This window comes from Nocardioides sp. JS614 (assembly GCF_000015265.1).
Taxonomy (GTDB): domain Bacteria; phylum Actinomycetota; class Actinomycetes; order Propionibacteriales; family Nocardioidaceae; genus Nocardioides.
The window spans coordinates 135300-159882 of sequence record NC_008699.1 but is presented as its reverse complement, the minus strand read 5'-3'; the positions used below and the strand labels follow the sequence as shown (position 1 = coordinate 159882).

Annotated in this window: 25 protein-coding genes; 9 read left to right on the top strand and 16 right to left on the bottom strand. The window is 73.0% G+C overall.

Features of this window, described 5'->3' with window-relative positions; all coding sequences use genetic code 11:
- Positions 1-41: 41 nt before the first annotated feature.
- Positions 42-209 (bottom strand): hypothetical protein, encoded by a 168-nt coding sequence (locus NOCA_RS27760; RefSeq protein ID WP_011753641.1) that lies wholly within the window; start codon positions 207-209, stop codon positions 42-44.
- A gap of 24 nt (positions 210-233) precedes the next feature.
- Positions 234-2390 (bottom strand): MMPL family transporter, encoded by a 2157-nt coding sequence (locus tag NOCA_RS02120; RefSeq protein ID WP_011753640.1) that lies wholly within the window; start codon positions 2388-2390, stop codon positions 234-236.
- A gap of 125 nt (positions 2391-2515) precedes the next feature.
- On the opposite strand from NOCA_RS02120, the gene trxA reads away from it, so the two are divergent.
- The 4 genes from trxA (at position 2516) to NOCA_RS02100 (ending at position 4263) form a co-directional block, all read left to right on the top strand.
- The gene (trxA, locus tag NOCA_RS02115; protein WP_011753639.1) at positions 2516-2896 is read left to right on the top strand and encodes a thioredoxin; all 381 of its coding nucleotides are present in this window, start codon (positions 2516-2518) and stop codon (positions 2894-2896) included.
- Positions 2893-3297 (top strand): DUF302 domain-containing protein, encoded by a 405-nt coding sequence (locus NOCA_RS02110; protein ID WP_011753638.1) that lies wholly within the window; start codon positions 2893-2895, stop codon positions 3295-3297. Before trxA ends, NOCA_RS02110 begins: the two co-directional genes overlap by 4 nt.
- A gap of 1 nt (position 3298) precedes the next feature.
- On the top strand, positions 3299-3562 hold the full coding sequence (locus NOCA_RS02105) for a metal-sensitive transcriptional regulator (protein ID WP_011753637.1): 264 nt from the start codon (positions 3299-3301) through the stop codon (positions 3560-3562).
- Positions 3563-3714: 152 nt separating this feature from the next.
- The gene (locus tag NOCA_RS02100; RefSeq protein ID WP_011753636.1) at positions 3715-4263 is read left to right on the top strand and encodes an SACE_7040 family transcriptional regulator; all 549 of its coding nucleotides are present in this window, start codon (positions 3715-3717) and stop codon (positions 4261-4263) included.
- Positions 4264-4277: 14 nt separating this feature from the next.
- On the opposite strand, the gene NOCA_RS02095 is transcribed toward NOCA_RS02100, so the two are convergent.
- Together NOCA_RS02095 and NOCA_RS02090 are read right to left on the bottom strand one after the other, a co-directional pair.
- Complete coding sequence (locus NOCA_RS02095; RefSeq protein WP_011753635.1) at positions 4278-4958, bottom strand: SWIM zinc finger family protein; 681 nt, start codon at positions 4956-4958, stop codon at positions 4278-4280.
- The gene (locus NOCA_RS02090; RefSeq protein WP_011753634.1) at positions 4958-7669 is read right to left on the bottom strand and encodes a DEAD/DEAH box helicase; all 2712 of its coding nucleotides are present in this window, start codon (positions 7667-7669) and stop codon (positions 4958-4960) included. The genes NOCA_RS02095 and NOCA_RS02090 overlap by 1 nt, the downstream gene beginning before the upstream one ends.
- Positions 7670-7729: 60 nt before the next feature.
- Here NOCA_RS02090 and NOCA_RS02085 point away from each other — a divergent pair, with 60 nt between their 5' ends.
- Positions 7730-8218, top strand: a complete 489-nt coding sequence (locus NOCA_RS02085; protein WP_011753633.1) for a glutathione peroxidase — start codon at positions 7730-7732, stop codon at positions 8216-8218.
- A 90-nt stretch (positions 8219-8308) separates the two neighbouring features.
- The gene (locus tag NOCA_RS02080) at positions 8309-9823 is read left to right on the top strand and encodes a DHA2 family efflux MFS transporter permease subunit (protein WP_011753632.1); all 1515 of its coding nucleotides are present in this window, start codon (positions 8309-8311) and stop codon (positions 9821-9823) included.
- A gap of 103 nt (positions 9824-9926) precedes the next feature.
- On the opposite strand, the gene NOCA_RS02075 is transcribed toward NOCA_RS02080, so the two are convergent.
- The 3 genes from NOCA_RS02075 to NOCA_RS02065 all read right to left on the bottom strand — a co-directional run bounded on the left by NOCA_RS02075 (position 9927) and on the right by NOCA_RS02065 (position 13408).
- On the bottom strand, positions 9927-10598 hold the full coding sequence (locus NOCA_RS02075) for a hypothetical protein (protein ID WP_011753631.1): 672 nt from the start codon (positions 10596-10598) through the stop codon (positions 9927-9929).
- A gap of 23 nt (positions 10599-10621) precedes the next feature.
- Positions 10622-11002 (bottom strand): hypothetical protein, encoded by a 381-nt coding sequence (locus tag NOCA_RS02070; protein ID WP_011753630.1) that lies wholly within the window; start codon positions 11000-11002, stop codon positions 10622-10624.
- Positions 11003-11263: 261 nt separating this feature from the next.
- Complete coding sequence (locus NOCA_RS02065) at positions 11264-13408, bottom strand: RecQ family ATP-dependent DNA helicase (protein ID WP_011753629.1); 2145 nt, start codon at positions 13406-13408, stop codon at positions 11264-11266.
- A gap of 124 nt (positions 13409-13532) precedes the next feature.
- Between NOCA_RS02065 and NOCA_RS02060 the strand changes: the two genes are divergently transcribed.
- Entirely contained in the window at positions 13533-14105 is a 573-nt protein-coding gene (locus NOCA_RS02060) for a hypothetical protein (RefSeq protein ID WP_011753628.1), read from the top strand.
- A 253-nt stretch (positions 14106-14358) separates the two neighbouring features.
- Here the strand turns inward: NOCA_RS02060 and NOCA_RS02055 are convergent, their stop codons facing one another.
- The 4 genes from NOCA_RS02055 to NOCA_RS02040 form a co-directional block, all read right to left on the bottom strand.
- Positions 14359-16308: a M13 family metallopeptidase gene (locus NOCA_RS02055; RefSeq protein WP_011753627.1), complete on the bottom strand. Its 1950-nt coding sequence runs from the start codon at positions 16306-16308 to the stop codon at positions 14359-14361.
- Positions 16309-16443: 135 nt separating this feature from the next.
- The gene (locus NOCA_RS02050) at positions 16444-17406 is read right to left on the bottom strand and encodes an NADPH:quinone oxidoreductase family protein (protein ID WP_011753626.1); all 963 of its coding nucleotides are present in this window, start codon (positions 17404-17406) and stop codon (positions 16444-16446) included.
- A gap of 45 nt (positions 17407-17451) precedes the next feature.
- Positions 17452-17832: a DUF5655 domain-containing protein gene (locus NOCA_RS02045; RefSeq protein WP_011753625.1), complete on the bottom strand. Its 381-nt coding sequence runs from the start codon at positions 17830-17832 to the stop codon at positions 17452-17454.
- A complete protein-coding gene (locus tag NOCA_RS02040; RefSeq protein WP_140403768.1) occupies positions 17829-19055 on the bottom strand; it encodes a M15 family metallopeptidase in 1227 nt (408 codons plus the stop codon). The genes NOCA_RS02045 and NOCA_RS02040 overlap by 4 nt, the downstream gene beginning before the upstream one ends.
- A gap of 102 nt (positions 19056-19157) precedes the next feature.
- On the opposite strand from NOCA_RS02040, the gene purU reads away from it, so the two are divergent.
- A complete protein-coding gene (gene purU / locus NOCA_RS02035) occupies positions 19158-20006 on the top strand; it encodes a formyltetrahydrofolate deformylase (protein ID WP_011753623.1) in 849 nt (282 codons plus the stop codon).
- Between the two features lie 16 nt (positions 20007-20022).
- On the opposite strand, the gene NOCA_RS02030 is transcribed toward purU, so the two are convergent.
- The 3 genes from NOCA_RS02030 to NOCA_RS02020 all read right to left on the bottom strand — a co-directional run bounded on the left by NOCA_RS02030 (position 20023) and on the right by NOCA_RS02020 (position 22149).
- Entirely contained in the window at positions 20023-20244 is a 222-nt protein-coding gene (locus NOCA_RS02030) for a hypothetical protein (RefSeq protein ID WP_011753622.1), read from the bottom strand.
- A 123-nt stretch (positions 20245-20367) separates the two neighbouring features.
- Entirely contained in the window at positions 20368-20550 is a 183-nt protein-coding gene (locus NOCA_RS02025) for a hypothetical protein (protein WP_011753621.1), read from the bottom strand.
- Between the two features lie 165 nt (positions 20551-20715).
- Positions 20716-22149 carry an MFS transporter gene (locus NOCA_RS02020; protein ID WP_197687618.1) on the bottom strand — a complete coding sequence of 478 codons (1434 nt, stop codon included), beginning with the start codon at positions 22147-22149 and terminating at the stop codon, positions 20716-20718.
- A gap of 34 nt (positions 22150-22183) precedes the next feature.
- Here NOCA_RS02020 and NOCA_RS02015 point away from each other — a divergent pair, with 34 nt between their 5' ends.
- On the top strand, positions 22184-22366 hold the full coding sequence (locus NOCA_RS02015; protein ID WP_041546048.1) for a hypothetical protein: 183 nt from the start codon (positions 22184-22186) through the stop codon (positions 22364-22366).
- 96 nt (positions 22367-22462) lie between these two features.
- Here the strand turns inward: NOCA_RS02015 and NOCA_RS02010 are convergent, their stop codons facing one another.
- Entirely contained in the window at positions 22463-23026 is a 564-nt protein-coding gene (locus tag NOCA_RS02010) for a TetR/AcrR family transcriptional regulator (RefSeq protein ID WP_011753619.1), read from the bottom strand.
- A 62-nt stretch (positions 23027-23088) separates the two neighbouring features.
- The gene (locus NOCA_RS28590) at positions 23089-24534 is read right to left on the bottom strand and encodes a fatty acid desaturase (RefSeq protein WP_011753618.1); all 1446 of its coding nucleotides are present in this window, start codon (positions 24532-24534) and stop codon (positions 23089-23091) included.
- Positions 24535-24583: the final 49 nt, after the last annotated feature.

Genomic DNA, 24583 nt, shown 5'->3' with positions numbered 1-24583 from the left:
GTGCGTCCTCCCGTGCCGCCTCGCGCTGTCTCGGGCCTGCGTCAGGCCCGGCCCAACAGCCGGCTGAGGAAGCCGGGCAGCGGGGGCTCGCCCTCGTGGCCCGGGCACCGGTCGGCCTTCGGGACGCCGGCCATCACCTGGGAGACGTGCGCCCCACAGCCGGCCCAGCTGGCCTTGCCGCAGCGACGACAGGTGGTGCGATGACACATGGTGGTGGAACCTTTCCGTTGGGGTCAGCTGTGCGAGAAGCGGACGTCGGGGAGCACCCGGTCGAGCCAGCGGGGCACGTACCAGGCCGCGCGGCCCGTGAGCCGCAGCAGCACCGGGAGCAGCACCAGGCGGACCAGGAACGCGTCCAGCAGGACGGCGACGCCGAGCACGACGCCCATCTCCTTCGGCGGGAGCGGTCCGGACAGCGCGAACGTGAAGAACACGGCGACCATGACCGCTCCGGCGGCGAAGATCACCCGGCCGGAGTGCGCGAGCGAGCCGACCATGGCGTCCTTCGGGTCGCCGGTGTGCTCGAAGTGCTCCTTGGCGGAGGCCAGCAGGAAGACGGTGTAGTCCATCGCGATCGCGAAGATCATCGCGAAGAAGAACACCGGCGCCCAGGCGTCGAGGAAGCCCTGGCTCTCGAAGCCCAGCAGGCCCGAGCCCCAGCCCTCCTGGAAGATCAGCCGCGCGACCCCGAAGGCCGCCGCGGTCGAGAGCAGGCTGGCCAGCGTCCCGAGCAGCGCGATCAGCGGCGCCTGGAGCGCGACCAGGAGGAGCAGGAAGCCGAGCGCCAGGATCACGCCGATCACCAGCGGGGTCGAATCGTCGAGCTGGGACTTCAGGTCGAGGTTCTCGACCGCGGCCCCGCCGACGATCGCGGACTCGGGGAGGTCGGCGCGCAGCCGGTCGACGGTCGCGCCGAGCCCGGGGTCGGACGGGTCGACGGTGGGCACCGCCTGGATCAGCACGTGGTCGGTGCCGTCCGGCGCGGGCATCGGCGGCATCGCGGCGGCGATGCCCGGGTCGGCGCCGAGGGCGTCGTACGTCGCCTCCGCGTCGGCGCCGGTCGTCACCACCTGGAGGGTGCCGGGCGCGCCCTCGCCGAAGCTCTCCTGCACCAGGTCGTAGCCGACCCGGGCGCTGGCGTCCTCGGGCAGCACCTTGATCGAGGGCATCGCGGTCTTCAGGCCGAGGATCGGGGCGGCGAGGGCGAGCAGGATGAACAGCGCGGCCAGCCCGAACACGATCGGGCGCTTCCACAGCCGCTCACCCCAGGCCGCGAACTTCGGGGACCGGTGCTCACCGGTGTGCACCCACGGCAGCGCGAGCTTGTTGATCCGTTGGTCGAGGAGGTGCAGCACGAGCGGGAGCAAGGTGAGCGTCGCGGCGAGCACGAAGACCACCGAGAGCATGATCCCGCCCGCCATCGACCGGAACGACGGCGACGGCACCAGCATCACCGCGGACAGGGAGATCAGCACCGTGGCGCCGGAGAGCAGCACGGCCTTGCCGGCGGTGTCCATGGTCTCGGCGATCGCCTGGCGGGGGCTCTCGTGGTGGCCCATCCGGGCCGCCCGGAACCGCACGACGAGGAACAGCGCATAGTCGATGCCCAGGGCGAGCGCGAACATCATCGCGAAGTTCATCGCCCAGATGGAGACCGGGACGACCTGGTTGATCAGCACCAGCGAGCCGGCCGAGGCGACCAGCCCGGCGAGGGTCAGGATGAGCGGCAGCCCGGCGGCGACGAGGGCGCCGAAGGCGAGCACCAGGATCGCGAGGGTGACCGGCCAGGAGAACATCTCCGACTTCAGCATCGCGTCCAGGTTCGCCTCGTTGAAGTCCGACCAGAGCAAGGAGGCGCCGGTCGGGTTCACCTGGATGCCGGCGGTCGAGAGGTCCTGGAGCGGGCCCTTGAGGTCGTCCGCGGCGCGCACCATCTCGTTGGGGTCGGCGGCCGCCCCGGCGAGCAGCACGGCGGTCCGGCCGTCCTCGCTCAGCGTGGCCCCGGGCTGTGGCTGGACGACCTCGGCGATCCGCGGGTCCTCCTCGAGCAGGGCGGTGGCCCGGTCCAGGATCCGCTGTCCGGAGGAGCTGTCCAGCGGAATCTTCGAGCTGTGCACGACGACCTGGATCGCGGAGCTGGCGTTGCCGCCGAAGTGCTCCTGGGCGAGCTCGCGGGCGGCCACGGACTCCGAGCCGTCGGCCTGCCAGCCGGCGCCGGACAGCTCGGCCTCGACCTTGGGCGCGAAGGCGCCGAGGCCGACGATGACCAGCAGCCACACGACCGCGGTCGCTCGGGTGTGATGGGTGACCCACACGCCGAGCCGGCCCAGGGGGCCGGGCCGGTAGCCGATCTCGGGGTCGACGTCAGGGGGCGTCGTGATGGTGGACATGGGTGATGGACACTCACTCTCAGGGGTTTCGGTACGAGGTCCGGAATACCCCAGGGGGTATCCGCCGTTCGGTACGATAACACCCCGGGGGGTATCGTATTCCCGGGACGACCAGAGGAGAGCCCATGACCACCACCACGCTGACTGCCGCGCAGTTCGAGGAGACCGTGACCGGGAACGACATCGTCCTGGTCGACTTCTGGGCCTCCTGGTGCGGCCCGTGCCGCCAGTTCGCCCCCGTCTTCGAGGCCGCGTCGGAGAAGCACCCCGACGTCGTGTTCGGCAAGGTCGACACCGAGGCCGAGCGCGAGCTCGCCGCGGCCGCGCAGATCACCTCGATCCCGACGCTGATGGCCTTCCGCGAGGGCGTGCTCGTCTTCGCCCAGCCGGGCGCCCTGCCGGCGACCTCGCTGGAGCAGGTGATCGGCGCCGTCCGCGAGCTCGACATGGACGACGTCCGCGCCCAGCTCGCCGCCCAGAGCCAGGACCAGGAGGAGAACCAGTGAGCTTCACGCTGAGCGCGACGGTCGAGCGGCCGTACGACGAGACCGTTGCCGAGGTCCGCGAGGCGCTCGCGGGTCAGGGCTTCGGGGTCCTCACCGAGATCGACATCCGGGCGACGCTGGCGGCCAAGCTCGGCGTCGACGTACCCCCGCAGGTGATCCTCGGCGCCTGCCGCCCGCAGCTGGCGCACCGGGCCCTCGAGATCGACCCGACCATCGCGGCCGTGCTGCCGTGCAACGTCGTGGTCCGCTCGCTCGGCGAGCACACCACCGTGGTCGAGGCCTTCGACCCGGACGCGATGATGGGTCTCGCGGGCGACGGTCTGACCGAGGTCGCCGGGGAGGCCCGGCAGCGGCTGAGCGCCGCGCTCGCCGCCCTGACCCCACCGGCCGAGGAGAGCTGACATGGAGCTGGACCCCCAGGAGATGACGCCGGTCATCAACCGGATCAAGCGCGCCCAGGGCCAGCTGGCCGGCGTGCTGCGGATGCTGGAGGAGGGCCGCGAGTGCGAGGACGTCGTCACCCAGCTCGCCGCCGTCTCCCGCGCCCTGGACCGCGCCGGCTTCGCCATCGTCGCCACCGGCCTCCAGCAGTGCCTCACCACCGGCGACGGCCTGGACAGCCTCGACGCCAAGAAGATGGAGAAGCTCTTCCTCTCGCTGGCGTGAGCGGGGGGGTCGGTTTCCCCGGTTCACCGGGGATGTTGGAACTTCTGGCCCGAAGTTTCGGCCCAACAGTTCCGGTTTCCCCGGTTCACCGGGGAAACCGGCCGGCCGATACCCGCCGGCCCCGACCGGTTAACGGGCACTAACCTGGGGGCATGAGCCGTCGCGACCAGATCCTCGCCACCGCGGCGGAGCTGTTCGCGGCGCACGGGTACCACGGGGTCTCGGTGGCCGACCTGGGCGCGGCCTGCGGGATCTCCGGGCCGGCGCTCTACAAGCACTTCGCCTCCAAGCAGGCGGTCCTCGCCGAGATGCTGGTCGCGATCAGCGAGGAGCTGCTGCGGGTGGGCACCGAGCGGGTCGCCGCCGCGACCGGCCCCCGAACCGCCATCGCCGCACTCGTCGACTGGCACGTCGACTTCGCGCTGCGGCACCGGGCCCTGATCGTCGTCCAGGACCGGGACTGGGAGGCGCTCCCCGAGGAGGCCCGCGAGCGGGTCCGCACCCTCCAGCGGGAGTACGTCGACCTGTGGGCCGCCCAGCTGCGGCTCGCCGACCCGCGGCTCGACCTCGCGACGGCGCGGGCCATGGCGCACGCGGCGTTCGGCCTGATCAACTCCACCCCCCACAGCGGCCTGCTCCCCGACACCGACATGCGCGGCCTGCTCAGCCGGATGGCCCTGGGCGCGCTCGGTGCCGGATGAGCGACGGTTGAGCGTCAGCTGAGCGGGTCGACCAGCAGCCGGGCGGCGTACAGCGCCGCCTCGAGGGCGGCCTGGAGGTCCGGTTCGTCCTCGTCCACGGTGCCGTCGGCCGAGTCTCGGGGCTCGACCAGGGGAGCGGCGGAGCGCTCGTGCAATCGTCCCAGCAGCTCGTCGCGCGCCAGGCCGCGCAGCTGGAGCAGGACGAACGGGTCGGCGTCGACCAGCCACGCGAGCTGGTGGAGCACGGCCAGAGCGTGCACGCACGGATCCACCCAGTGCTCGCAGGTGCACGACGCACCGAGCTCACCGCCGTACGGCAGCAGCTCGACGCCCGCCTCCTCGGCGTGCTCGACCAGCCGGTGCGGGAGCTCGCCGGCCAGCAGGGCCGCGATCCGGCCGGACTCCGCGGCCACGGTCTCCACGAGCGCGGCGACGTCGGCGGCACCGAGCACCGGCACCGTGCCCTCGACCGTCCACAGCCCGCGCCGGTCCTCGACCGCGGCCACGAACCGGCCGGGCTCGGTGGCGATCTGACCCACCCGGCCGGCGCGGGCGAGCGCCCGGCTCGCCACCAGGTCGGCCTCGGCGTACGCCGCCTCGTCGACGGCCCGCACCCACGCCTTGCCCCACCAGGTCGTCGCGCGCGCCGTCGCCCGCCGCGGCGCGACCCGGGGGTGCAGCACGGTCCCGGTCATCAGGGGTCCCGGCGCAGCGCGACGAAGTCGCGCAGCTCGTCGTCGCTGAGCTCGGTCAACGCCGCCTCGCCCCGGGAGAGCACCGCGTCGGCGAGGGCACGCTTGCGGGTCAGCAGCTCGGCGACCTTCTCCTCGACGGTGCCGCGGGTGATCATCCGGTGCACCTGCACCGGCTTGGTCTGCCCGATCCGGTAGGCGCGATCGGTCGCCTGCTCCTCCACGGCCGGGTTCCACCACCGGTCGACGTGCACGACGTGGTCGGCGCGGGTCAGGTTGAGCCCGGTGCCACCGGCCTTGAGCGAGAGCAGGAACACCGGCGTCTCACCCGCCTGGAACCGCGCCACCATCGCCTCCCGCTCCCGGACCGGAGTGCCGCCGTGCAGCAGCTGGTGGGGTACGCCGGCGCGGGCGAGATGGCCCTCCAGCAGTCGCGCCATCGCGACGTACTGGGTGAACACCAGCACCGCCCCGTCCTCGGCGAGCACGGTGCCGACCAGCTCGTCGAGCAGGTCGACCTTCTCCGACCGGCCGGACAGCCGGGCGCCGGAGCGCTTCAAGAAGTGGTCGGGGTGGTTGCAGATCTGCTTGAGGCCGGTGAGCAGGGTCAGCACCAGCCCGCGCCGCGCGACCGGGTCCGAGGGGTCGGCGCGCTCGATGCGCGCCATCGTGTCGCGCACGAACGACTCGTAGAGCACCACCTGCTCCCGGGTCAGCCGCAGCGGGTGGTCGGTCTCGGTCTTCGCCGGGAGCTCGGGGGCGATGCCGGGGTCGGACTTGCGACGGCGGAGCAGGAATGGCCCGATCAGGTCCGCGAACTGCCGGGCCTTCGCGGGCTCGCGGCCGGACTCGATCGGCGCCGCCCACGCCTTGCGGAAGGCGTTGCGACTGCCGAGCAGACCGGGCGTGGTCCAGTCGAGGATCGCCCACAGCTCGGTGAGGTCGTTCTCGACCGGGGTGCCGGTGAGGGCGACGCGCGCCGCGCTCGTGATCGACCGGAGCGCCCGAGCCGTCGCCGTACGCGGGTTCTTCACGTGCTGGGCCTCGTCGGCGACCACGAGGTCCCACCGCACCGAGCCGAGCGCCTCGGCGTCGCGCCGCATCGTCCCGTACGTCGTCAGCACGAACCCGTCGCCGGCCGCCTCGACGTCACGGGACGTGCCGTGGAAGCGCACCACCGGCACACCCGGGGCGAACCGGCGGACCTCCGCCTCCCAGTTGCCGAGCAGGCTCGCCGGGCAGACCACCAGCGTCGGGCCTCGGTGGCCGCGCTCGGCCCGGTGCAGGTGCAGCGCGATCAGCGTGACGGTCTTGCCCAGCCCCATGTCATCGGCCAGGCAGGCGCCGAGCCCCAGCGAGGTCATCTCCGCCAGCCAGGTGAGTCCGTGCCGCTGGTAGTCGCGCAGCGTGGCCCGCAGCGCGGCCGGAGGCTCGACCGGCTCCCTGGTGGCGGCGCCCAGGAGCCGGTCCCGGACCTTGAGGAGCGAGGCGCCGACGACGACGTCCTGCTCGCTCTGCTCACCACCCGGGGCGGCGATCTGCGCGGTCCCGGTGAGCGCGGCGGCGACGGCCTCGGCGGGCTTGACGGTGCGGACCAGCCGCTTCTTCGCCTTCCGCGCGATCGAGGGATCGACGACCGTCCAACTGCCCCGCAGCCGCAGCAGCGGCGAGGCGGACGTCGCGAGCCGGTCCATCTCCTCCGCGGTGAGCGGGTCGCCGTGCAGCGCGATCTGCCAGTTGAACGCGAACAGCGCCTCGGCGCCGAGCACCGGCTCGTTGAGCGGCTCCTCCCGGGTCATCGGGGCGGCCCGGTCGAGGACCGTGGTCGCGGTGAGGTCGCGGCCGAGCGCCTTGGGCCACAGCACGTCGACGCCCGCCGCACGCAGCGCACCGACGCCCTCGTCGAGCAGGCTGACCAGCTCGTCGCTGTCCAGGGTGAGCTGGTCGGGCACCCGCAGCTCCAACAGCCGGTCGAGCACCGGCCACGCGTCCGCAGCCGCGCGGAGCGCGATCGTCGCGTGCGTGCGGGCCCGCTCGCCGAAGCCGTGCTCCTGCGGTGTCCCGGTCCACAGCAGCGCGAGGTCGCACAGGTGCAGCGGGTTCTGCTCGTCGTGCGCCTGCGCCACCAGGCGTACGGCGCCCGCGACCAGCTCCTCCTCGTCCGCCTCGACCCGCAGCGAGATGGTGACCAGCTGCGGCAGGGCGCGCGCGTCGACGCGCTGGTGCCGCGCCAGCCGTGCCTGGAGGCGCTCCTCGAACGTCGGTCGGCGCTCCCGGGAGACCGTCGTCCCGCTCGGCTCGGCGCTGGGCCGGCTCCTGGGCTGGGTCCTGGGCTGGGTCCTGGGCATGGCGTCGGCCACGGCGTCGAGCAGGTCGCGCACCAGCTGCTCGTCGTCCGGTCCGTTGCGCGCCAGCAACACGATCCGCTGCTCGTCGTCGGCGTCCAGGCCCGCCACCCGCCAGGCGGGCGGGCTGCTCCCCGCCGGAGCGAACTTGCCCGCGGCGACCAGCCGCAGGGCGAGCAGCGCGGCCCCGGACAGCACCCCGACGCTCGGGTGCAGGTCGTCGCGCGAGCGGGCCTTGGTCAGCACCGGCAGGGCCGCCCGGATCGGCAGGCTCACGGTGCGCCGGTCGTCGGTGAACTCGACGACGCCCTCGCGCGGCGGGTCGGCGGCACGGAACGTCGCCGGGCCGGTGACCGGGACGAAGCTCACGCCCCGACGCTAGCCGGACGGTCCGACGGTTCCCTCCCGGCCGCGACGTAGCCTGGCCGCATGAGCATCCTCGACGCCAAGATCGCCCGCCTGGACGGGACCCCGAGCACGCTGGGCGAGATCACCGGCGGCCGGCCCGCGCTGTTGGTCAACGTCGCCAGCAAGTGCGGGCTGACCCCGCAGTACGCCGGGCTCGAGGAGCTCCACGAGCGGCTCGCGGACCGCGGCTTCACGGTGGTCGGGCTGCCGTGCAACCAGTTCCGCGGGCAGGAGCCGGGGACCGCGGACGAGATCGCCGAGTTCTGCTCCGCGACGTACGGCGTCACCTTCCCGATGACCGAGAAGATCGACGTCAACGGCCCGGACCGCCACGAGATCTACCGGACCCTCGTCGACACCCCGAACGAGTCCGGCGAGAGCGGCGACATCACGTGGAACTTCGAGAAGTTCCTCGTCGACGCCTCCGGCGCGGTCCTCGCCCGGTTCAGCCCCGGCGTCGAGCCCGGCGACCCCCGCCTGGTCGCCGCCGTCGAGTCCCAGGTCGGCTGACTCCCCTGTCCTCACTCGGTGACCCAGCCCACAGGCCGGAGAGCCGAAAGTAGGGTGCTGAGCCCAGGTAGGCTCACCTAGCCTCTTCCGGTGACCGAGACCCAGGACGAGCGCACCGCCCCGGCCCCAGGCCGCCCCGTCGACGCCCCCGACGCACCTCCGGAGGGACTCGACCGCCGGGTGCTGATGGTCGCCGGGGTGGTCGTGCTCGGCGCGATCATGTCGATCCTCGACATCACGGTGGTCTCGGTCGCACTGCAGACCTTCCAGCAGGAGTTCGACGCGACCTCGGCCGAGGTCGCGTGGACGATGACCGGCTACACCCTCGCCCTGGCCAGCGTGATCCCGCTGACCGGCTGGGCGGCCGACCGGTTCGGCACCAAGCGCCTCTACCTGCTCGCCGTCTTGCTGTTCACCGCCGGATCCGTGCTGTGCGCGGCGGCCACGTCGCTCGAGATGCTGGTGAGCTTCCGGGTCCTGCAGGGCGTCGGCGGCGGCATGCTGATGCCGCTGGGCATGACGATCCTGACTCGGGCCGCCGGCCCGGAGCGGGTCGGCCGGGTGATGGCGGTGCTCGGCATCCCGATGCTGCTCGGCCCGATCTTCGGCCCGATCCTCGGCGGCGCCCTGATCGACTCCGCGAGCTGGCACTGGATCTTCCTGATCAACCTGCCCATCGGGATCGCCGCCCTCGCCTACGCCGCCGTCGTGCTGCCGCGCGACCACGTCGAGCCGTCCGAGACCTTCGACTGGCTCGGCATGGTCCTGCTCTCCCCCGGGCTCGCCGCGTTCCTGTACGGCGTCTCCTCGATCCCGGCAGCACGTGAGGAGCACGGCACCCTCTGGACGACCGAGGTGGTCGCGCCCGCGCTCGCCGGCCTGCTGCTGATCGCGGCCTTCGTGCCGTGGGCCCTCAACCGCCGCAACCTCCACCCGCTGGTCGACCTGCGGCTGTTCGGCAACGGCACGATGACGGCCGCGGTGCTGTCGATGTCGCTGTTCGCGATCGCGTTCTTCGGCGCCAGCCTGCTGTTCCCGCTGTACTTCCAGTGGGTGCGCGGCGAGGACGCGCTCGGCGCCGGCCTGCTGCTGGCACCGCAGGGCGTCGGCGCGATGATCACGATGCCGATCGCGGGTGTGCTCGCCGACCGCATCGGCCCCGGCAAGATCGTGCTGACCGGCATCGCCGTGATCACGGTCGGCATGGGCATGTTCACCCAGCTCGACCAGGACACCTCCTATGCCTACCTGCTCACCGCACTGTTCGTGATGGGCCTCGGCATGGGCGCCACGATGATGCCGATCATGTCCGCCGCGCTCGCGACGCTGCGCGAGCACACGATCGCCCGCGGCTCGACGCTGATGAACATCGTCCAGCAGGTCGCCGCCTCGATCGGTACGGCGGTGTTCGCGATGCTGCTCACCAACGGCACCATCGATCTCGACCCGAGCGACCCCGCCGGGTTCGTCACCGGCCTCGCCGACGCGTTCGCCCACGTGTTCGTGGTCGCCACGGTCATGGTCGCGCTGGTCCTGGTCCCGGCGTTCTTCCTGCCCCGCCGCAAGGTCGCCCCGGCCGACCCCACCTTGGTGGTCGGCCACTAGTTGTCGAGCCTCGCCCCGTCACCTCCGCGGGACCACGCGAGAGGTCATACGGACGGTGGAGGGGGACACACTGTCCGTATGACGTCCCGCGAGCCGGCGCGGGTCAGGGCCGGGCGCCGGCCCGCTCGGCCAGCCGGGCGGCCGCACGCTGCACCACGTCGGCCGTCTCGGGATCGGCCGCCGCGCGTTCGGGCACCTCGCCGCCGAGCAGCCCCGCGGGCTGGGTGAGCCACGCCCAGGCCTGCCACGGATCCATCCGGGCGGCGAGCAGCGACGTGAGCACGGGCCCGAGCTCGGGTCGCAGGTTGCCCTCGGGCGTGAGCTGGAAGGCGGGCACGAGGGTGCGCGCGTCGGCGGCGACCACGAGCAGCCGGTGCTCGCCCTCGGCCTTGTGCACGGCGAACCTGGTCGCGTCGACCGAGGTGCCGCGCAGCTCGGCCAGCGACTCGTAGTCGTACCAAGCGCTGTCGAGCAGCTCCTGGCGCACCCGCGCCCGCCGGGCGATCTGCACCAGCTGCACGGGTACGGCGTGCTGCGGGTCGGCTCCCTCGCTGCGCAGCAGCCGCTCGAGGTCCTCGAGCTGCTCGCCGGTCATCGGCAGGCCGGTGTTCGGGTCGGTCCACGCGGCCCGGCCGTGCTCGTCGCGCTCGCAGGTCGGCAGCCCGGCCGCGGCCAGGTGCGCGCCGAGCCCGAGCTCCTCCAGCCAGGCGGCCAGCCGCTCGCCCAGCTCCGCCGCCCGGCGGCCGTCGTCCGGGGAGTCGTCCTGCGAGGTCATGCCCCCAGCCTGCCGCACCCGGGTCAGCGGGGACCGACCAGGGCGGCGTCGAGGAAGCCGACGACGCGCTGCGACCAGCCCTCCGGGTCGGTCCGCAGGCCCTGCACGTGTCCGGCTCCGGGCACCGTCCACACCTCGACGAGGTCCGGTGCGGCCGTGAGCAGGCGCTGCGCGGCGAGCCCCTCGGTCTCGACGTCCCCCGCAGCCACGAGCAGGAACCGGGTCCCGCGGTCAGCGGCGGCGCGCACCGACTCGAGCAGCTCCTGCGGCTCCGGGGCCGCGGTGAGCAGCCCCGCGACGGCGTACGTGAGACCGTCGACGCGCTGCTGGAGCCGGCCGCGGAAGCCGTACTCGTCGAGGTACTCCTTGTCGGCGGCGACCCGGTTCGTCGCCCCCTCGGCCACGACCGCCCGGACCCCGGGGGTCGACGCCGGCCGTGCCGATCGCCTCCTCGCCGCCCATCGAGAGGCCGAGCAGCCGCTCGGGACCAGCCACGCTCCGACGTGAGGAACCGCGCCCCCCATCCGCCAGGGGCCAAGGTCCCCGCCGGCAGCCGTGGCGACGTCATCCGATCCGGCTGCCCCGACGACCGCCCCGTACGACGTCCCGCAGCGCCGGGCGGGCACCCGGCTCAGCCGGCCCGGCTCGGTTCGGGCGCGGCCGGCTCAGGTGGTGGTGGCGAGGACCAGCGGTCGGACCTCCGCGGCGCCGGCGCGGCGTACGGCGCGAGCCGCCAGGGTCAGCGTCCATCCGGTGTCGGTGCGGTCGTCGACGAGCAGCACCCGCAGCCCGTCCAGCGGCTGGTCGACCTGGAGGGCGAAGCGCCGCCCGACGGCGGCGACCCGCTGCGCGGAGTTGGCGGCCCCCTGGCCGGGGACGATGTCGGGGTTGACGATCGCCCACCGTCCCACCACGGGGACCCCGAGGTGGCGGGACAGGCCGGCGGCCAGGTCGGCCGTCAGCGTGGGCCGGGTCTGCGACTCGACGACCACGATCGCGTCGACCGGGGGCCGCCAGTCACCGAGCACCTCGAGGACCGCGCGGACCAACGGCACCGGGACCGGGCCGTCCGGGGTCGCCGGCGCGAAGAGCTCGCGCAGCGCCTGGCCGTGGCCGAGGTCGGTGAGCCGGGCCACCGCCCGGCCCTCCTGGGCGCCCTCGGCGATCTTGCCCTTGAGCTCGATGCCGAGGTTGGCCAGCGCGCTCGGCCACATCTTCCGCGGCTCGACGGCGACCCCGGGCCGGGCCAGCCGGGCGCCGGCGTCCTCGAGCGCGGCGGCCGAGACGTCGGCGGAGAGGGTGAGCCCGCCGCAGTTGTCGCAGCGCCCGCAGTCCTCGGCTTCCGGGTCGTCGAGCTGGTCGCGCAGGAACCGCATCCGGCAGGCGTCGGTCGCGATGTAGTCGAGCATAGCCTGCTGCTCGCGCTGGCGCGCCTCGGTCACCCGGCGGTAGCGCTCCTCGTCGTAGGACCACTCGCGACCGGTGGCCTCCCAGCCGCCGCGGACCCGGCGTACGGCGCCGTCGACGTCGAGCACCTTGAGCATCGTCTCCAGCCTGGTGCGGTTGAGGTCGACGTAGGTCTCCAGGGTGGCCGTGCTGAGCGGCCGGCCCTCCGCCCCCAGCACCTCGAGCGTGCGGCGGACCTGCTCCTCGCGCGGGAAGGCGAGGGAGGCGAAGTAGGCCCAGATGTCGCGGTCCTCGATCGCGGGCAGCAGCACGACGGTCGCCCCCTCCGGCGGCAGAGTCGTGCCGCGGCCGGCGCGGCCGACCTGCTGGTAGTAGGCGACCGGCGAGGGCGGCGCGCCCATGTTGACCACGAAGCCGAGGGTGGCGTCGAAGCCCATGCCGAGCGCGCTCGTGGCGACCAGCGCCTTGACCCGGCCATTCACCAGGTCCTGCTCGAGGGCGTGCCGCTCGGTCGGGTCGGTCTGGCCGGAGTACGCCGCGACCTCGTGGCCGCGCGAGCGCAGGTAGTCGGCGATCTCCTGGGTGGCGGCGACCGTCAGGCAGTAGACGATGCCGGACCCGGGCTGCTCGGCGAGGTGGTCGGCGAGCCAGGCCAACCGCTGCTCCGCGGTCCGGAGCCGGACCACGCCGAGGCGCAGCGACTCGCGGTCCAGCGAACCGCGCAGCACCAGGACCTCGCCGAAGCCGTCGGTGGCCGAGCCCGTCGAGACCCCGAGCTGCTCGGCGACGTCGTCGGTGACCCGGGCGTTGGCGGTCGCGGTGGTCGCGAGCACCGGGATGCCGTCGGGGAGCTCGCCCAGCAGGGTGCGGATCCGACGGTAGTCGGGCCGGAAGTCGTGGCCCCAGTCGGAGATGCAATGCGCCTCGTCGACGACCAGGAGGCCGCAGGTCGCGGCCAGCCGGGGCAGCACCTCGTCGCGGAAGCCCGGGTTGTTGAGCCGCTCGGGACTGACCAGCAGCACGTCGACCTCGCCGGCCGCGATCGCCTCGTGGATCGGCTCCCAGTCCTCGATGTTGGTGGAGTTGATCGTCACCGCGCGGATCCCGGCCCGCTCGGCCGCCGCGATCTGGTTGCGCATCAGGGCCAGCAGCGGGGAGACGATGACCGTCGGCCCGGCACCCTGCTCGCGCAGCAACAGCGTCGCCACGAAGTAGACCGCGGACTTGCCCCAGCCGGTGCGCTGCACAACGAGCGCCCGGCGGCGGTGCACGGCGAGCGCCTCGATCGCGGCCCACTGGTCCTCGCGCAGCACCGGCTCCGGCTCACCCGGCCGCGGCCCGACGAGCGCGCGCAGGTGCGCCTCCGCGCTGCGGCGTACGTCGGTCTCGGCTGGGGCACTCACCCGACCCTGTCTACCAGCGGGCCCCGACAACGTCCTCCGCGGACGGGTATCTGGAGCGCTCCGCCGCCCTCCTGAGGTCCGACGCGACTCGTACGGGCGGGCCGCCCCGCCAGCAGGAGCACCGATGAGCAACCACCGCACCCTCGCCTTCGCCGCCGTCGCCAGCCTCGCCACCCTCGGACTGGTCGGAGGCGCCACCACGACCAGCTCGGCCGACGCCGACGGGTTCGCTCCCCACGTCGGCCAGCGGGTGGCCGCCAAGGCCACGGCGCCGGTCAAGTGCGGCGGTGGCGCCCTGAAGAAGATGACCAGCCGGCTCTCGGCCGAGCCGTTCTCGTTCGCCGGCACCGCCGGGGCCGACGTGGCGGTCACCGGCGCCCAGGTCGCGCTCACCGGTCCGCCGAAGGGGACCGACACCGTCCTGGTCACGTTCACCGCGGAGAGCTACTACACCGGCAGCGGTTGGATGAGCCTGGAGCTGCACAAGGACGGCGTGCCGGCCGCGCCGTACGCCGACAACGGCAGCCCGTTCGCGTTCACCTCGGAGGCCAGCTACCACGGCGACTCCGCCCAGTTCTGCACGAAGATCGGCACGGGCACCCACGTCCTCGCGATCCAGGCCAGCACCACCGGCAACTCGAGCACCGACTCGGGCTGGATCGACGACTGGACGATGTCGGTCCCGCGCTTCGAATGACGGTTCGGTGGGTGGTCGTGGCTGGCGACGGTTTCCCCGGTTAACCGGGGAAACCGGAACTGTTGGGCCGAAGTTTCGGCCGAGAAGTGCAGGGATTGCCCGGTAAGTCAGCGGCCGGAGACCAGCACGAGGTGCGCCGCGCCGGCGACAGGCTGGCGCCAGCCCGCTCGGACCGGCCGCGCGGACGCGGTACGCCGACATGGGACCCCGGGCCCCGGCAGGTGGAGCAGCCGGGGCCGGGCTCGTGTCCCACTCACCAGATGCGCACCCGCTGGTCGGGGTCCAGCCAGAGCCCGTCCCCCTCGACGGTGCCGAACACCTCGTGGAACTCGTCGAGGTTGCGCACGATGTTCGCACGGAACTCCGCCGGGGAGTGCGGGTCGATGGTGAGGTACTGCTGCTCCTGCTCCTTGCGCCGCTTGGTCCGCCAGCAGTAGGCCCAGTTCAGGAACACCTTCTGCCGGTCCTCGACGGACGCGCTCCCGCCGCGGGCGATCAGGTAGGCGGTGTGGCCGATGGTCAGCCCGCCGAGGTCGCCGATGTTCTCACCGACGGTGAGCGCGCCGTTGACGCGCTCGCCGGGCAGCGTGCGGGGCTCGAAGCCGTCGTACTGCTCGATGAGGGCCTTCGACTTCACCTCGAACGCGGCCTTGTCGTCGGGGGTCCACCAGTCGTGCAGGTTGCCGCTGCCGTCGTACTGCGCGCCCTGGTCGTCGAAGCCGTGCCCGATCTCGTGGCCGATGACCGCGCCGATGCCGCCGTAGTTCTCGGCCTCCTCGGCGTCCGGGGAGAAGAACGGCTTCTGCAGGATGCCGGCGGGGAAGCAGATCTCGTTGGTGCCGGGGTTGTAGTAGGCGTTGACGGTCTGGGGGAGCATGAACCACTCGTCGCGGTCCACCGGCGAGCCGATCTTCGCGAGCTGCCGGTCGGTCTCGAACGCCGACGCGGCGGCGACGTTGCCGAGCAGGTCGTCGCGGGTCACCCGGAGCGCGGAGTAGTCGCGGAACTTCTCCGGGTAGCCGATCTTGGGCCGGAACCTGTCGAGCTTGTCGTACGCGCGCTGCTTGGTCTCCTCGGTCATCCAGTCGAGCCGGGAGATGGACTGGCGGTAGGCGGCGAGCAGGTTCGCGACCAGCTCGTCCATCATCGCCTTCGACCGGGGCGGGAAGTGCCGTGCGACGTACTCCTTGCCGACCGCCTCGCCGATCGCGCCCTCGACCAGCGCGACCCCCCGCTTCCACCGCGCCCGCAGCTCGGGCGTGCCGCTGAGGGTCCGGCCGTAGAAGTCGAAGTTCGTCTCGACGAAGTCGTCGGTGAGGTACGCCGCCGCCGACCGCAGCACGTGCGCCAGCAGCCACTCGCGCCAGTCCTCGAGGGAGATCTCGTCGAGGAGCACCGAGAGGTGGGTGAAGTACGACGGCTGCCGCACGCACACCTCCGCGAGCGTCTCCTCGTTGCCGCCGAGGTTGGTGACGTAGGCGTCCCAGTCGAAGCCCGGGCTGAGCTCGATCAGCTCGGCCCTGGTCATCAGGTTGTAGGTCTTCTGCACGTCGCGGGTCTCGGCGCGCTCCCAGTGCCCCGCGGCCATCCGGGTGTCGATGGCGAGCACCGTCGCGGCCGCGGCAGCAGGATCGGGGTGCTCCCCCAGGCCGAACAGGGTGGTGAGGTAGGCGACGTACTTCTCGCGGATCTCCGCGAACTTCTCGTCGCGGTAGTAGGACTCGTCGGGCAGGCCGAGCCCGCCCTGCACCAGGTTGAACAGGTAGCGGTCGGAGTTCTTGGAGTCGGTGTCGACGTAGGAGCCGAACAGGCCGTGGCCGCCGATCCGCTCGAACTCGCCGAGGAACGCAGCGAGGTCGCGGACGTCGCGCAGCCCCGCGACGGCCTCGATCAGGGGGCGCACCGGCCGCAGGCCGTTGCGCGCGATCGTCTCGGTGTCCATGAACGAGGCGAACAGGTCGCCGATCTTGTGGGCGTCCTCGTCGACCGGCTCGCCGGCCGCGACCCGGCGCGCGAGGTCCTCGATGATCTCGTGGACCTGGGTCTCGGCGGTGTCGGCGAGCTGGATGAAGGGCCCCCAGCTCGAGCGGTCCGCCGGGATCTCGGTCTCGTCCAGCCAGCGGCCGTTCACGTGGCCGAAGAGGTCGTCCTGGGGCCGGATCTCGGGGCTCATGCCTGCCCGGGCTTCGTCGAGGATGCTCACGGCGACGACAGTAGCCGGACGTTGGCGGCGGACGCCTCGACTGCGGCCGCGACGCACGGCACCGCGTCGTCCGCCGGCCAGGGCGTGGCTCTCGATCCCCTGGCCTGCTGCGCGCCGAGGACCGAGGGTCACCCCTTACCGCACGCGCAGGACCGACTTGCCGAGGGTGCGGCGCTCGTCCATGTCCACCAGGGCCCGAGTCACCTCGTCGAGGTCGTAGGTCGCGCCGATCGGCGGCTTGACCACGCCCGACTCCAGCATCGGGAGCAGCGCCGCCCACTGGTCCTGCAGGTAGCCGGGCCGGGTCATCGCGTACGCGCCCCAGCCCACGCCGCGGACGTCGACGTTGTTGAGCAGCAGCCGGTTCACCCGGACCTCCGGGATGCCCTGGCCGGCGGCGAAGCCGACCACCAGCAGCCGGCCCTGGGGGGCCAGGCAGCGCAGCGAGTCGGTGAACGCGCTGCCGCCGACGACGTCGACCACCACGTCGACGCCGCGGCCGTCGGTGAGCTGGAGGACGGCGTCCTTGAAGCCCTCGAGCAGTACGGCGGCGTCGGCCCCGGCCGCCCGGGCGACCTCCGCCTTCTCCTCGGTGCTGACGACGGCGATCGTGCGCGCGCCGTACCCCTTCGCGACCTGGATGCTCGCGGTCCCGACGCCACCGGCAGCGCCGTGCACGAGCACGGTCTCGCCCGCGCGCAGGCCGCCGCGCTCGGCCAGCGCGAACTGGGCGGTGAGGTAGTTCATCGGCAGCGCCGCGCCCTCGTCGAAGGTGACGTGGTCGGGCAGCGCGAAGGTGAACTGCGCCGGGTTGACGACCAGCTCGGCGGCGCCGCCGTACCCGTTCACGCCGGCCACCCGCTGGCCGGGCTCGAACGGCCCGCCGCTGACCACGGTGCCGGCGAAGTCGACGCCGAGGGTGAACGGGACCTCGGGCTTGAGCTGGTACTCCCCCTTGCTCAGCAGCAGGTCGGGGAACGAGATGCCGACCCGGTGCACCTCGACCAGCACGTCGTCGGGTCCGGGCGTCGGCTCGGGGACGTCGCGGACGACGACGTCGGCGGGACCGGTGGTGTCGATGACCTGGGCGGCGCGCATGGGTCCCGAGGCTAGCCGCCTGGGCTCGTGGGCCGTCGTGCCGTCTCAGGCCCGGTCGTAGGCCTCGTGCAGCCAGCCGAGCAGCTCGGGGTCCAGGTCGACGGCCGGGTCGGCCAGCTCGACGTGGTGCACGACGTGCAGCGGCGAGGTGCGGACGGCCTGCTTGATCCGCGGCGAGGCGACCTCGTGGTCGAGCGCGAAGGTCAGCACGACGTCCGCCGTGGCGTGCCGGAGGTACTGGCGCGGGTTCCAGAGCCAGGCGAAGCCGCGGGCCCGTCGGAAGCCCAGCTGGCTGCGGCCGACCCGCTCCTCACAGCCGCCCCAGCCGACGAGGGCCTCGTGCACGATCCGGTACGCCGCCAGGCCGGCCGGGTCGGCGCGGAACAGCTCCTCGGCCGTCCGGGGCGCCGCGGGCGCGCCGCTCACCGCGGCTCCACCAGCCGGTTCATCTCGAAGTGCATGGGGTCGGTGTACCGCCAGTCACCGCCCCAGGTGAAGCCCCAGTGCTTGAAGATCGCGACCACGCCGCGGTCGATCTGGCCGACCGTGCCGCGCTGGTTGCCGGGGACGTTGAGGTCGAGGGCGAGGCCGAAGGCGTGGTTGGAGAGCGTGGTCGAGCCCGCGATGAAGCGCGGGTAGTAGCAGCCGGCGTACTCGCCCGGGTGGATCTTGTCGGTGAGGCCCTGGGCGACCACGTCGCGCAGCGCCGCCTCGAGCTGCGGGAACATCAGCCGGTTGCAGGTGACGGTGCCGAGGATCGGGACCGTCCTGGTCGCGATGTGCGAGGCGACCCACGCCGGGTCCGGCGCGATCCGGCCCCCGGCGAGGACGCTGTAGCGGAAGGTGCCGATGGCGTCGGCGATCGAGCCGACCACCACGACCGTCTGCACGGCGCCGGGGTCGAGGCCCTCGCGGGCGACCACGTCGGTCATCTGCGGCGCGGCCCCGGTGCCGCGCAGGATCCGCTGGATCGGCGCGCGCAGCGTCTCCGGCGAGGTGCCGCCGGTGCGGATCAGCAGTGCGTTGCCCTCGGTCATCCCGAGCGTCGGGATCCAGGTCTCGTTGACGACCGCGTCGACCAGCCAGGACTGCTGCGCGTAGGCGCCGACGTGCACCTGGGGCGCATCCTCCGCGCTGCCCAGCTTGAGGAAGCCGTTCTCGTCGATCGGCGCCCGCTTCTGCAGGGCCGGCCGCAGCGCGAGCTCCCCGCCGGCGACCCGGTCCCAGACGTCGTCGGCCTTGGCGCTGTCGGCGTTGACGACGAAGTTGCGGTACGTCGTCGGGTCGACCGCGGCCACGCTCAGTGCCCGGTTCTCGACGACGACCTGGACCAGCGAGACCTGCTCGACGTCGACGACGCCCGCGAGCCGCTCGATGGCCCGCACCCGGCCGGGGGCGATGGTCTTCGACCCGGAGGCCACGATGTCCGGCGGGGAGATCAGGCCGGTGCGGCGGCCCGGTGGGTCGACGGCGTGGGCGGGGTCGAGGGCGGGCGAGGCCGTCGGGCTGCCGGCGCTGGCCGTCGCGGTCGAGGAGCTGTCGGGCGTGGGGTCACCCGCCTCGGACGGCCCCGTGCAGGCGGTCGTCAGGGCGCCGAGGAGCGCGGCGAGTCCCAGCACCGCCGTGCTCCGCGCGCGCCTGACTCGCATCACATCCCTCCCCGGGCCAGGGTACGTCGTGAGCCGGCGTCGCCGGTCCGCCCGCAGGGCCGTGCGGCCGGGCCTCCCCACCCCGATGGAAGACTGTCCCCCGTGTCCGAGCTCGTGCTGATCCTGTCCTGTCCCGACCGTCCCGGCATCGTGCATGCCGTCACCGGGTTCCTGGTGGAGCGCGGTGCGAACATCACCGAGAGCCAGCAGTTCGGCGACCCGCTCAGCGGCCGGTTCTTCATGCGGATCGCCGTGGACGTGCCGGGAGCCGTCGACGCGGCGGCCCTGCGGGCGGAGTTCGCGCCGGTCGCGGAGGAGTTCGAGATGCGCTTCGACGTCCACGACGCGGCCGCGCCGTACCGCACGCTGATCCTGGTCTCCAAGGACCTGCACTGCCTCAACGACCTGCTGTTCCGCACCAGCACCGGCTCGCTCGGCATCGAGGTGCCGGCGATCGTGTCGAACCACCCGGACGCCGCGGCGATGGCGGCGTCGTACGGCGTGCCGTTCCACCACGTCCCGGTCACCCCGGACACCAAGGCGCAGGCCGAGGAGCGGCTGCTCGAGCTGGTGCGCGAGCTCGACATCGACCTGGTGGTGCTCGCCCGCTACATGCAGATCCTCTCCGACGGGCTGTGCCGCGAGCTGTCCGGCAAGGCGATCAACATCCACCACTCGTTCCTGCCCAGCTTCAAGGGCGCCCGGCCCTACCACCAGGCCTTCGACCGCGGGGTCAAGCTGGTCGGCGCGACCGCGCACTACGTGACCAGCGACCTCGACGAGGGCCCGATCATCGAGCAGGACGTGATGCGGGTCGACCACACCCACCACCAGGAGCAGCTGGTCTCCGCGGGCCGCGACGTCGAGGCGCAGGTGCTGTCCCGCGCGGTGCGCTGGCACGCGCAGTCCCGGGTGCTGCTCAACGGCCACCGCACCGTCGTGTTCCGCTGACCCCCCGGCACATCGGTCAGGCCGTCCAGCGCACCGCCTCGGCGGCCAGGTCGGCCGCACCGTAGACGCCGGCCAGGTCGGGACGGCGGGCCATCAGCTCGACCAGGTCGCGGACCCGGGCCGCGGCCCGGATCTCCTTGGCGACCGCGTCCGGCAGCTCCCCTCTGCGGTGACCGTGGTGCGGCCTGGTCAGCGCCGCGCTCCTGGCCGTCGTCGTGGCGGCGATGGTAGCCGTCATGGTCGCGTCTCCTCCCCGTGGTGTCGGGGTCTGACCCCCGCGGTGAGCGCCGGGGCCGCCCGACGTGGGCCCAGCCTCGATCGAGGCTAAGTCTAGCGACCTAGTCCACTAGCCGTCAGGCGGTCACGCCGACCAGCGGATCGCCTCGACGGCGACATCGGCCGGCGTGTAGACGCCGACCAGGTCGGGCCGGCGCGCCATCAGGTCGACCAGCTCCGCGGGGCGGACGGCGACCCGGCGCTTGCGGGCCGAAGGCACCGTGGTCGGGCGTGCGTGGCGCTCCGGCACCGCAAGCGTCGTGGTCATCTCGGCTCCCTCCCGGGATCGGTCCCGTCGGGACCTCGTACCCCTCCGATCGGCGTCCGACCAACCCTCCTGAGGCCTACCGGGAAGCGGCCGTGGCGGGTGCGAGCACCCCGGGATCGCGGCAGGAGAGCCGCCCGTTCGCGGCGGTGCGTCCCGAGGGACGACCTACCTTCCGATCGGTGGCGCGGCGGTCCGGCCGATGCCCGGGTCGCGGATGCTCAGCCACGAGACGACGCCGCCCAGCGCGAGCAGCGCGGCGCACGCGAGGATCGCCGAGCCGTAGGCGGCGTCGAACGCCACCGGGTCGGCGTACTCCTCGCCGCGCAGCCCGACCGCGGCCGGGAGCGCGGCCACCGCCAGCAGCGAGCCGGCGCGGGCGACCGCGTTGTTGACGCCGCTGGCGATCCCGGCGTGCTCGTCGGCCACGGCGGCCAGGACGGTGGCGGTCAGCGGCGCGACCAGCAGTGCCAGCCCCAGCCCGAAGACGACCAGCCCGGGCAGCACGTCGGTCCAGTACGTCGTCCCGGCGCCGACGCGCAGCAGCAGCAGGGTGCCCGCGGCCATCACCAGCGGGCCGAGGCTCATCGGGACGCGAGGGCCGATCCGGGCGCCCAGCCGGCCGCCCTGCGAGGCGAGCAGCAGCATGCAGAACGTGATCGGCAGAGTGGCCAGGCCGGCGCCGAGCGCGCCGTACCCGCTCACCGTCTGCAGCTGCAGGACGAGGAAGAACAACACGGCACCGAGCGCGGCGTAGACGACCATCGTCATCGCGTTGGCGGCGGTGAAGGTGCGGTCGGCGAAGATGCCGAGCGGCAGCATCGGGTGGTCGCTGCGGCGCTCGTCGACGAGGTACGCCGCAGCCGCGAGGACGGTGACGACCACGGCCCAGGGCGCGAGGGCGCCACCCCACTCGATCAGCGCGTAGGTCAGGCCGCCGAGGGCGAGCGCGGCCAGCACCGCGCCGAGGGCGTCGAAGCGCCGGGGGGCGTTCGGGTCCCGCGTCTCCGGGACCGCGCGGCGGGCGACGACGACGGTGAGCGTCGCGATCGGCAGGTTGACCAGGAAGATCCAGCGCCAGCTGGCGTACTGCACCAGTGCGCCGCCGACGAGCGGCCCGACGGCGGCCGCGATGCTCGTCAACCCGGACCAGGAGCCGATCGCCTGGGCCCGGTCGTCGCGGACGAAGGCACCCTGGATCATCGCGAGGCTGCCCGGCGTGAGCAGGGCCGCGCCGACGCCCTGGAGGATCCGCGCGACGATCAGGACCTCCGGCGTCGGCGCCGAGCCGCACGCGAGCGAGGCGACGGCGAACCACACCGTGCCCACCACGAACACCCGGCGCCGGCCGAACCGGTCGCCCAGCGACCCGCCCAGCAGGATCAGGCTGGCCATCGAGAGCAGGTAGCCGTTGGTGATCCACTGCAGCTCGGGGAGCGAGGCGTCCAGGTCCGCGCCGATCGTGCGCAGCGCGACGTTCACGACGGTGCCGTCGAGCATCGTCATCCCCGAGCCGAGGACCGCCGCGAGGACGACGGCGCGGCCGGTCGCCGTACCGAGCCGGACGCCATCGGGTCCGGCCAATCCGGCGGGGTCGCCCACGACGAACACGATAGTGAACTCAGGGGAATCCCTGATGAAGGCAACCCTGGACTTCGGCGCGGTGCTGCACACGCTCGGCGTCGACCGCGACACCGACGAGTTCGCCGAGCAGGTCGCCCGGGTCGAGCGCGACCTGCTCTGGGCGCACCGGCGCGGCCTGCGGGTCCCGCCGTACGTCACCCGCGCCTTCCGCGACGCTGTGGCGGGGGCTGCGTAGGCCGTCCGGGGGGGTCGGTTTCCCCGGTTCACCGGGGAAACCGGAACTGTTGACCCGAAGTTTCGGCCGAGAAGTGCAGGTATTGCCTGAGCGGACCTACCCGCGCAGCACCCGGGCGGCGATCCAGGCGATGTCGTCGGCGGTGTCGGCCGGGGACCCGGAGGGCTGCATCACGTGGCTGAGCACGACCCGGACCACCACGTCGATGGCCGCCGCCAGGCGCCGGCCCTCGATCCCGAGGGAGTACGGCGCAAGCCGGTCCGCGACGACCAGCTTCGCGGCCGCCAGCAGCGACTCGGCATGCGTGGTCAGCAGCGGCAGCAGCTCGGTGTCCGCGCCGTGCGTCGCGGAGACGACCGCGTGCAGCAGCCTGTTGTCCTGGGCCAGCTCGAGCACGCCCGAGGAGGCGGCGCGGATCGCGTCGACCAGGTCGTCCGGGTGCCGGTCGAAGGCCTCCGAGACGACGCCGAGGAAGCGGTCCAGCTCCTGGTGGATCATCGCCTCGGCCAGCCCGGGCTTGGTGCCGACCTCGTTGTAGACGGTCTGCCGGCTGACCCCCACCCGCTCGGCGAGGGCGCCCATCGTGACCCGTGCCCAGCCGGACTCGACGGTCATGGCGACCGCCGCGTCCACGATCCGCGAGCGCGTGGTCCCAGGCACCTCACGAGTCTAGGAGGAGACCTCGGCGGCGGTGGTGCTCGGCCCCGGCCGGGCTCCGTGCCTCAGGCGGCCGCCTCGGTGAGCGGCACGAAGTCGACCTTCTCGCGTACGCCGCAGTCCGGGCAGCACCAGTCGTCGGGTACGTCGGCCCAGGCGGTGCCGGCCGCCAAGCCCTCGAGCTCGTTGCCCTCCTCGACGCGGTAGGTGTACCCGCAGCCCGGGCACCGGGCGGCCAGGACCTCGTCCGCGACCGGGTTCCGGGACGGCTGCAGGGCGACCTCCTCGACCACGGTCGAGGCCGGCGGCGGGTACTTCGCGAGGATCCGGTCGCGCTTGCGCGGGGACAGGTTGGCCCGCGACAGGTCGCCGTCGAAGTGGGCCAGGACCCGAGGGTCCATCACCCGGCGCCAGATCGCGGGGACGATGGCGAGCACGATCATCCCGGCGTACCCGGTCGGGAGCACCGGCGACTCCTCGAAGTCGCGCAGCGACTGGTAGCGCCGGGTCGGGTTCGCGTGGTGGTCGCTGTGCCGCTGCAGGTGGTAGAGCAGCACGTTGGTGGCGATGTTGTTGGAGTTCCACGAGTGGGTGGGGTCGACCCGCTCGTAGCGCTGCCGCTCGCCGACGCCCACCTTCTGCCGGAGCATCCCGTAGTGCTCCATGTAGTTCACGACCTCGAGCAGCGAGAACCCGACGACCGCCTGGATCACCAGGTACGGCAGCACGCCGGCGCCGAGCCAGGCGACCAGCGCGCCCCACAGCACCGCCGACATCAGCCACGCGTTGAGGACGTCGTTGCCGATCCGGAACGGGTGCTGCTGCTTGCGGGCGTAGCGGCGCTGCTCCAGGCGCCACGCGGACTTCAGCGAGCCCCGGACCGTGCGCGGCCAGAACTGGTAGAAGTTCTCGCCCACCCGGCTGCTGGCCGGGTCCTCGGGCGTGGCGACCCGCACGTGGTGGCCGCGGTTGTGCTCGATGTAGAAGTGCCCGTAGAAGCTCTGCGCCAGGGCGATCTTGGACAGCCAGCGCTCGTTGGCCTCCCGTTTGTGGCCGAGCTCGTGGGCGGTGTTGATGCCGATGCCGCCGATGCAGCCGATCGAGACCGCCAGGCCGATCTTGTCGAGGGTGCCCAGGTCCGCCCCGCCGCCGATCAGCCACATGGCGCCGACGAAGCCGGCGTACTGGATCGGCAGGAACAGGTAGGTGATCCAGCGGTAGTAGCGGTCCTGCTCGAGCGCCTCGATCACGTCGTCGGGCGGGTTGGAACGGTCCAGCCCCGCGACCAGGTCGATGGCGGGCACCACGACCAGGATCACGAACGGCCCGATCCAGAACCACACGCCCCAGCCGGTGAGGGCCCACAGCCCGTAGCCGATGAAGGCCAGCGACGGCACCACCAGCCCGATCAGCCACAGGTAGCGCTTCTTGTCCTTCCAGGTCGCCGTGGACCCGGCCGGGACGGTGCTGTTGGGAACTTGCGGCGGGGCGGTCGGGGGGGTCGCGGTCATGGGCTCGGCCTCCTGCGAATGACGGTGGTCACGTCCAGGCCTTTACAAA

Excerpts from the sequence above, each read along its gene's own strand:
- NOCA_RS27760 (WP_011753641.1), bottom strand. The coding sequence starts at position 209 with ATGTGTCATCGCACCACCTGTCGTCGCTGCGGCAAGGCCAGCTGGGCC.
- NOCA_RS02120 (WP_011753640.1), bottom strand. The coding sequence starts at position 2,390 with ATGTCCACCATCACGACGCCCCCTGACGTCGACCCCGAGATCGGCTAC.
- trxA (WP_011753639.1), top strand. The coding sequence starts at position 2,516 with ATGACCACCACCACGCTGACTGCCGCGCAGTTCGAGGAGACCGTGACC.
- NOCA_RS02105 (WP_011753637.1), top strand. The coding sequence starts at position 3,299 with ATGGAGCTGGACCCCCAGGAGATGACGCCGGTCATCAACCGGATCAAG.
- NOCA_RS02100 (WP_011753636.1), top strand. The coding sequence starts at position 3,715 with ATGAGCCGTCGCGACCAGATCCTCGCCACCGCGGCGGAGCTGTTCGCG.
- NOCA_RS02095 (WP_011753635.1), bottom strand. The coding sequence starts at position 4,958 with ATGACCGGGACCGTGCTGCACCCCCGGGTCGCGCCGCGGCGGGCGACG.
- NOCA_RS02085 (WP_011753633.1), top strand. The coding sequence starts at position 7,730 with ATGAGCATCCTCGACGCCAAGATCGCCCGCCTGGACGGGACCCCGAGC.
- NOCA_RS02075 (WP_011753631.1), bottom strand. The coding sequence starts at position 10,598 with ATGACCTCGCAGGACGACTCCCCGGACGACGGCCGCCGGGCGGCGGAG.
- NOCA_RS02060 (WP_011753628.1), top strand. The coding sequence starts at position 13,533 with ATGAGCAACCACCGCACCCTCGCCTTCGCCGCCGTCGCCAGCCTCGCC.
- NOCA_RS02050 (WP_011753626.1), bottom strand. The coding sequence starts at position 17,406 with ATGCGCGCCGCCCAGGTCATCGACACCACCGGTCCCGCCGACGTCGTC.
- NOCA_RS02040 (WP_140403768.1), bottom strand. The coding sequence starts at position 19,055 with ATGCGAGTCAGGCGCGCGCGGAGCACGGCGGTGCTGGGACTCGCCGCG.
- NOCA_RS02030 (WP_011753622.1), bottom strand. The coding sequence starts at position 20,244 with ATGACGGCTACCATCGCCGCCACGACGACGGCCAGGAGCGCGGCGCTG.
- NOCA_RS02025 (WP_011753621.1), bottom strand. The coding sequence starts at position 20,550 with ATGACCACGACGCTTGCGGTGCCGGAGCGCCACGCACGCCCGACCACG.
- NOCA_RS02015 (WP_041546048.1), top strand. The coding sequence starts at position 22,184 with ATGAAGGCAACCCTGGACTTCGGCGCGGTGCTGCACACGCTCGGCGTC.
- NOCA_RS28590 (WP_011753618.1), bottom strand. The coding sequence starts at position 24,534 with ATGACCGCGACCCCCCCGACCGCCCCGCCGCAAGTTCCCAACAGCACC.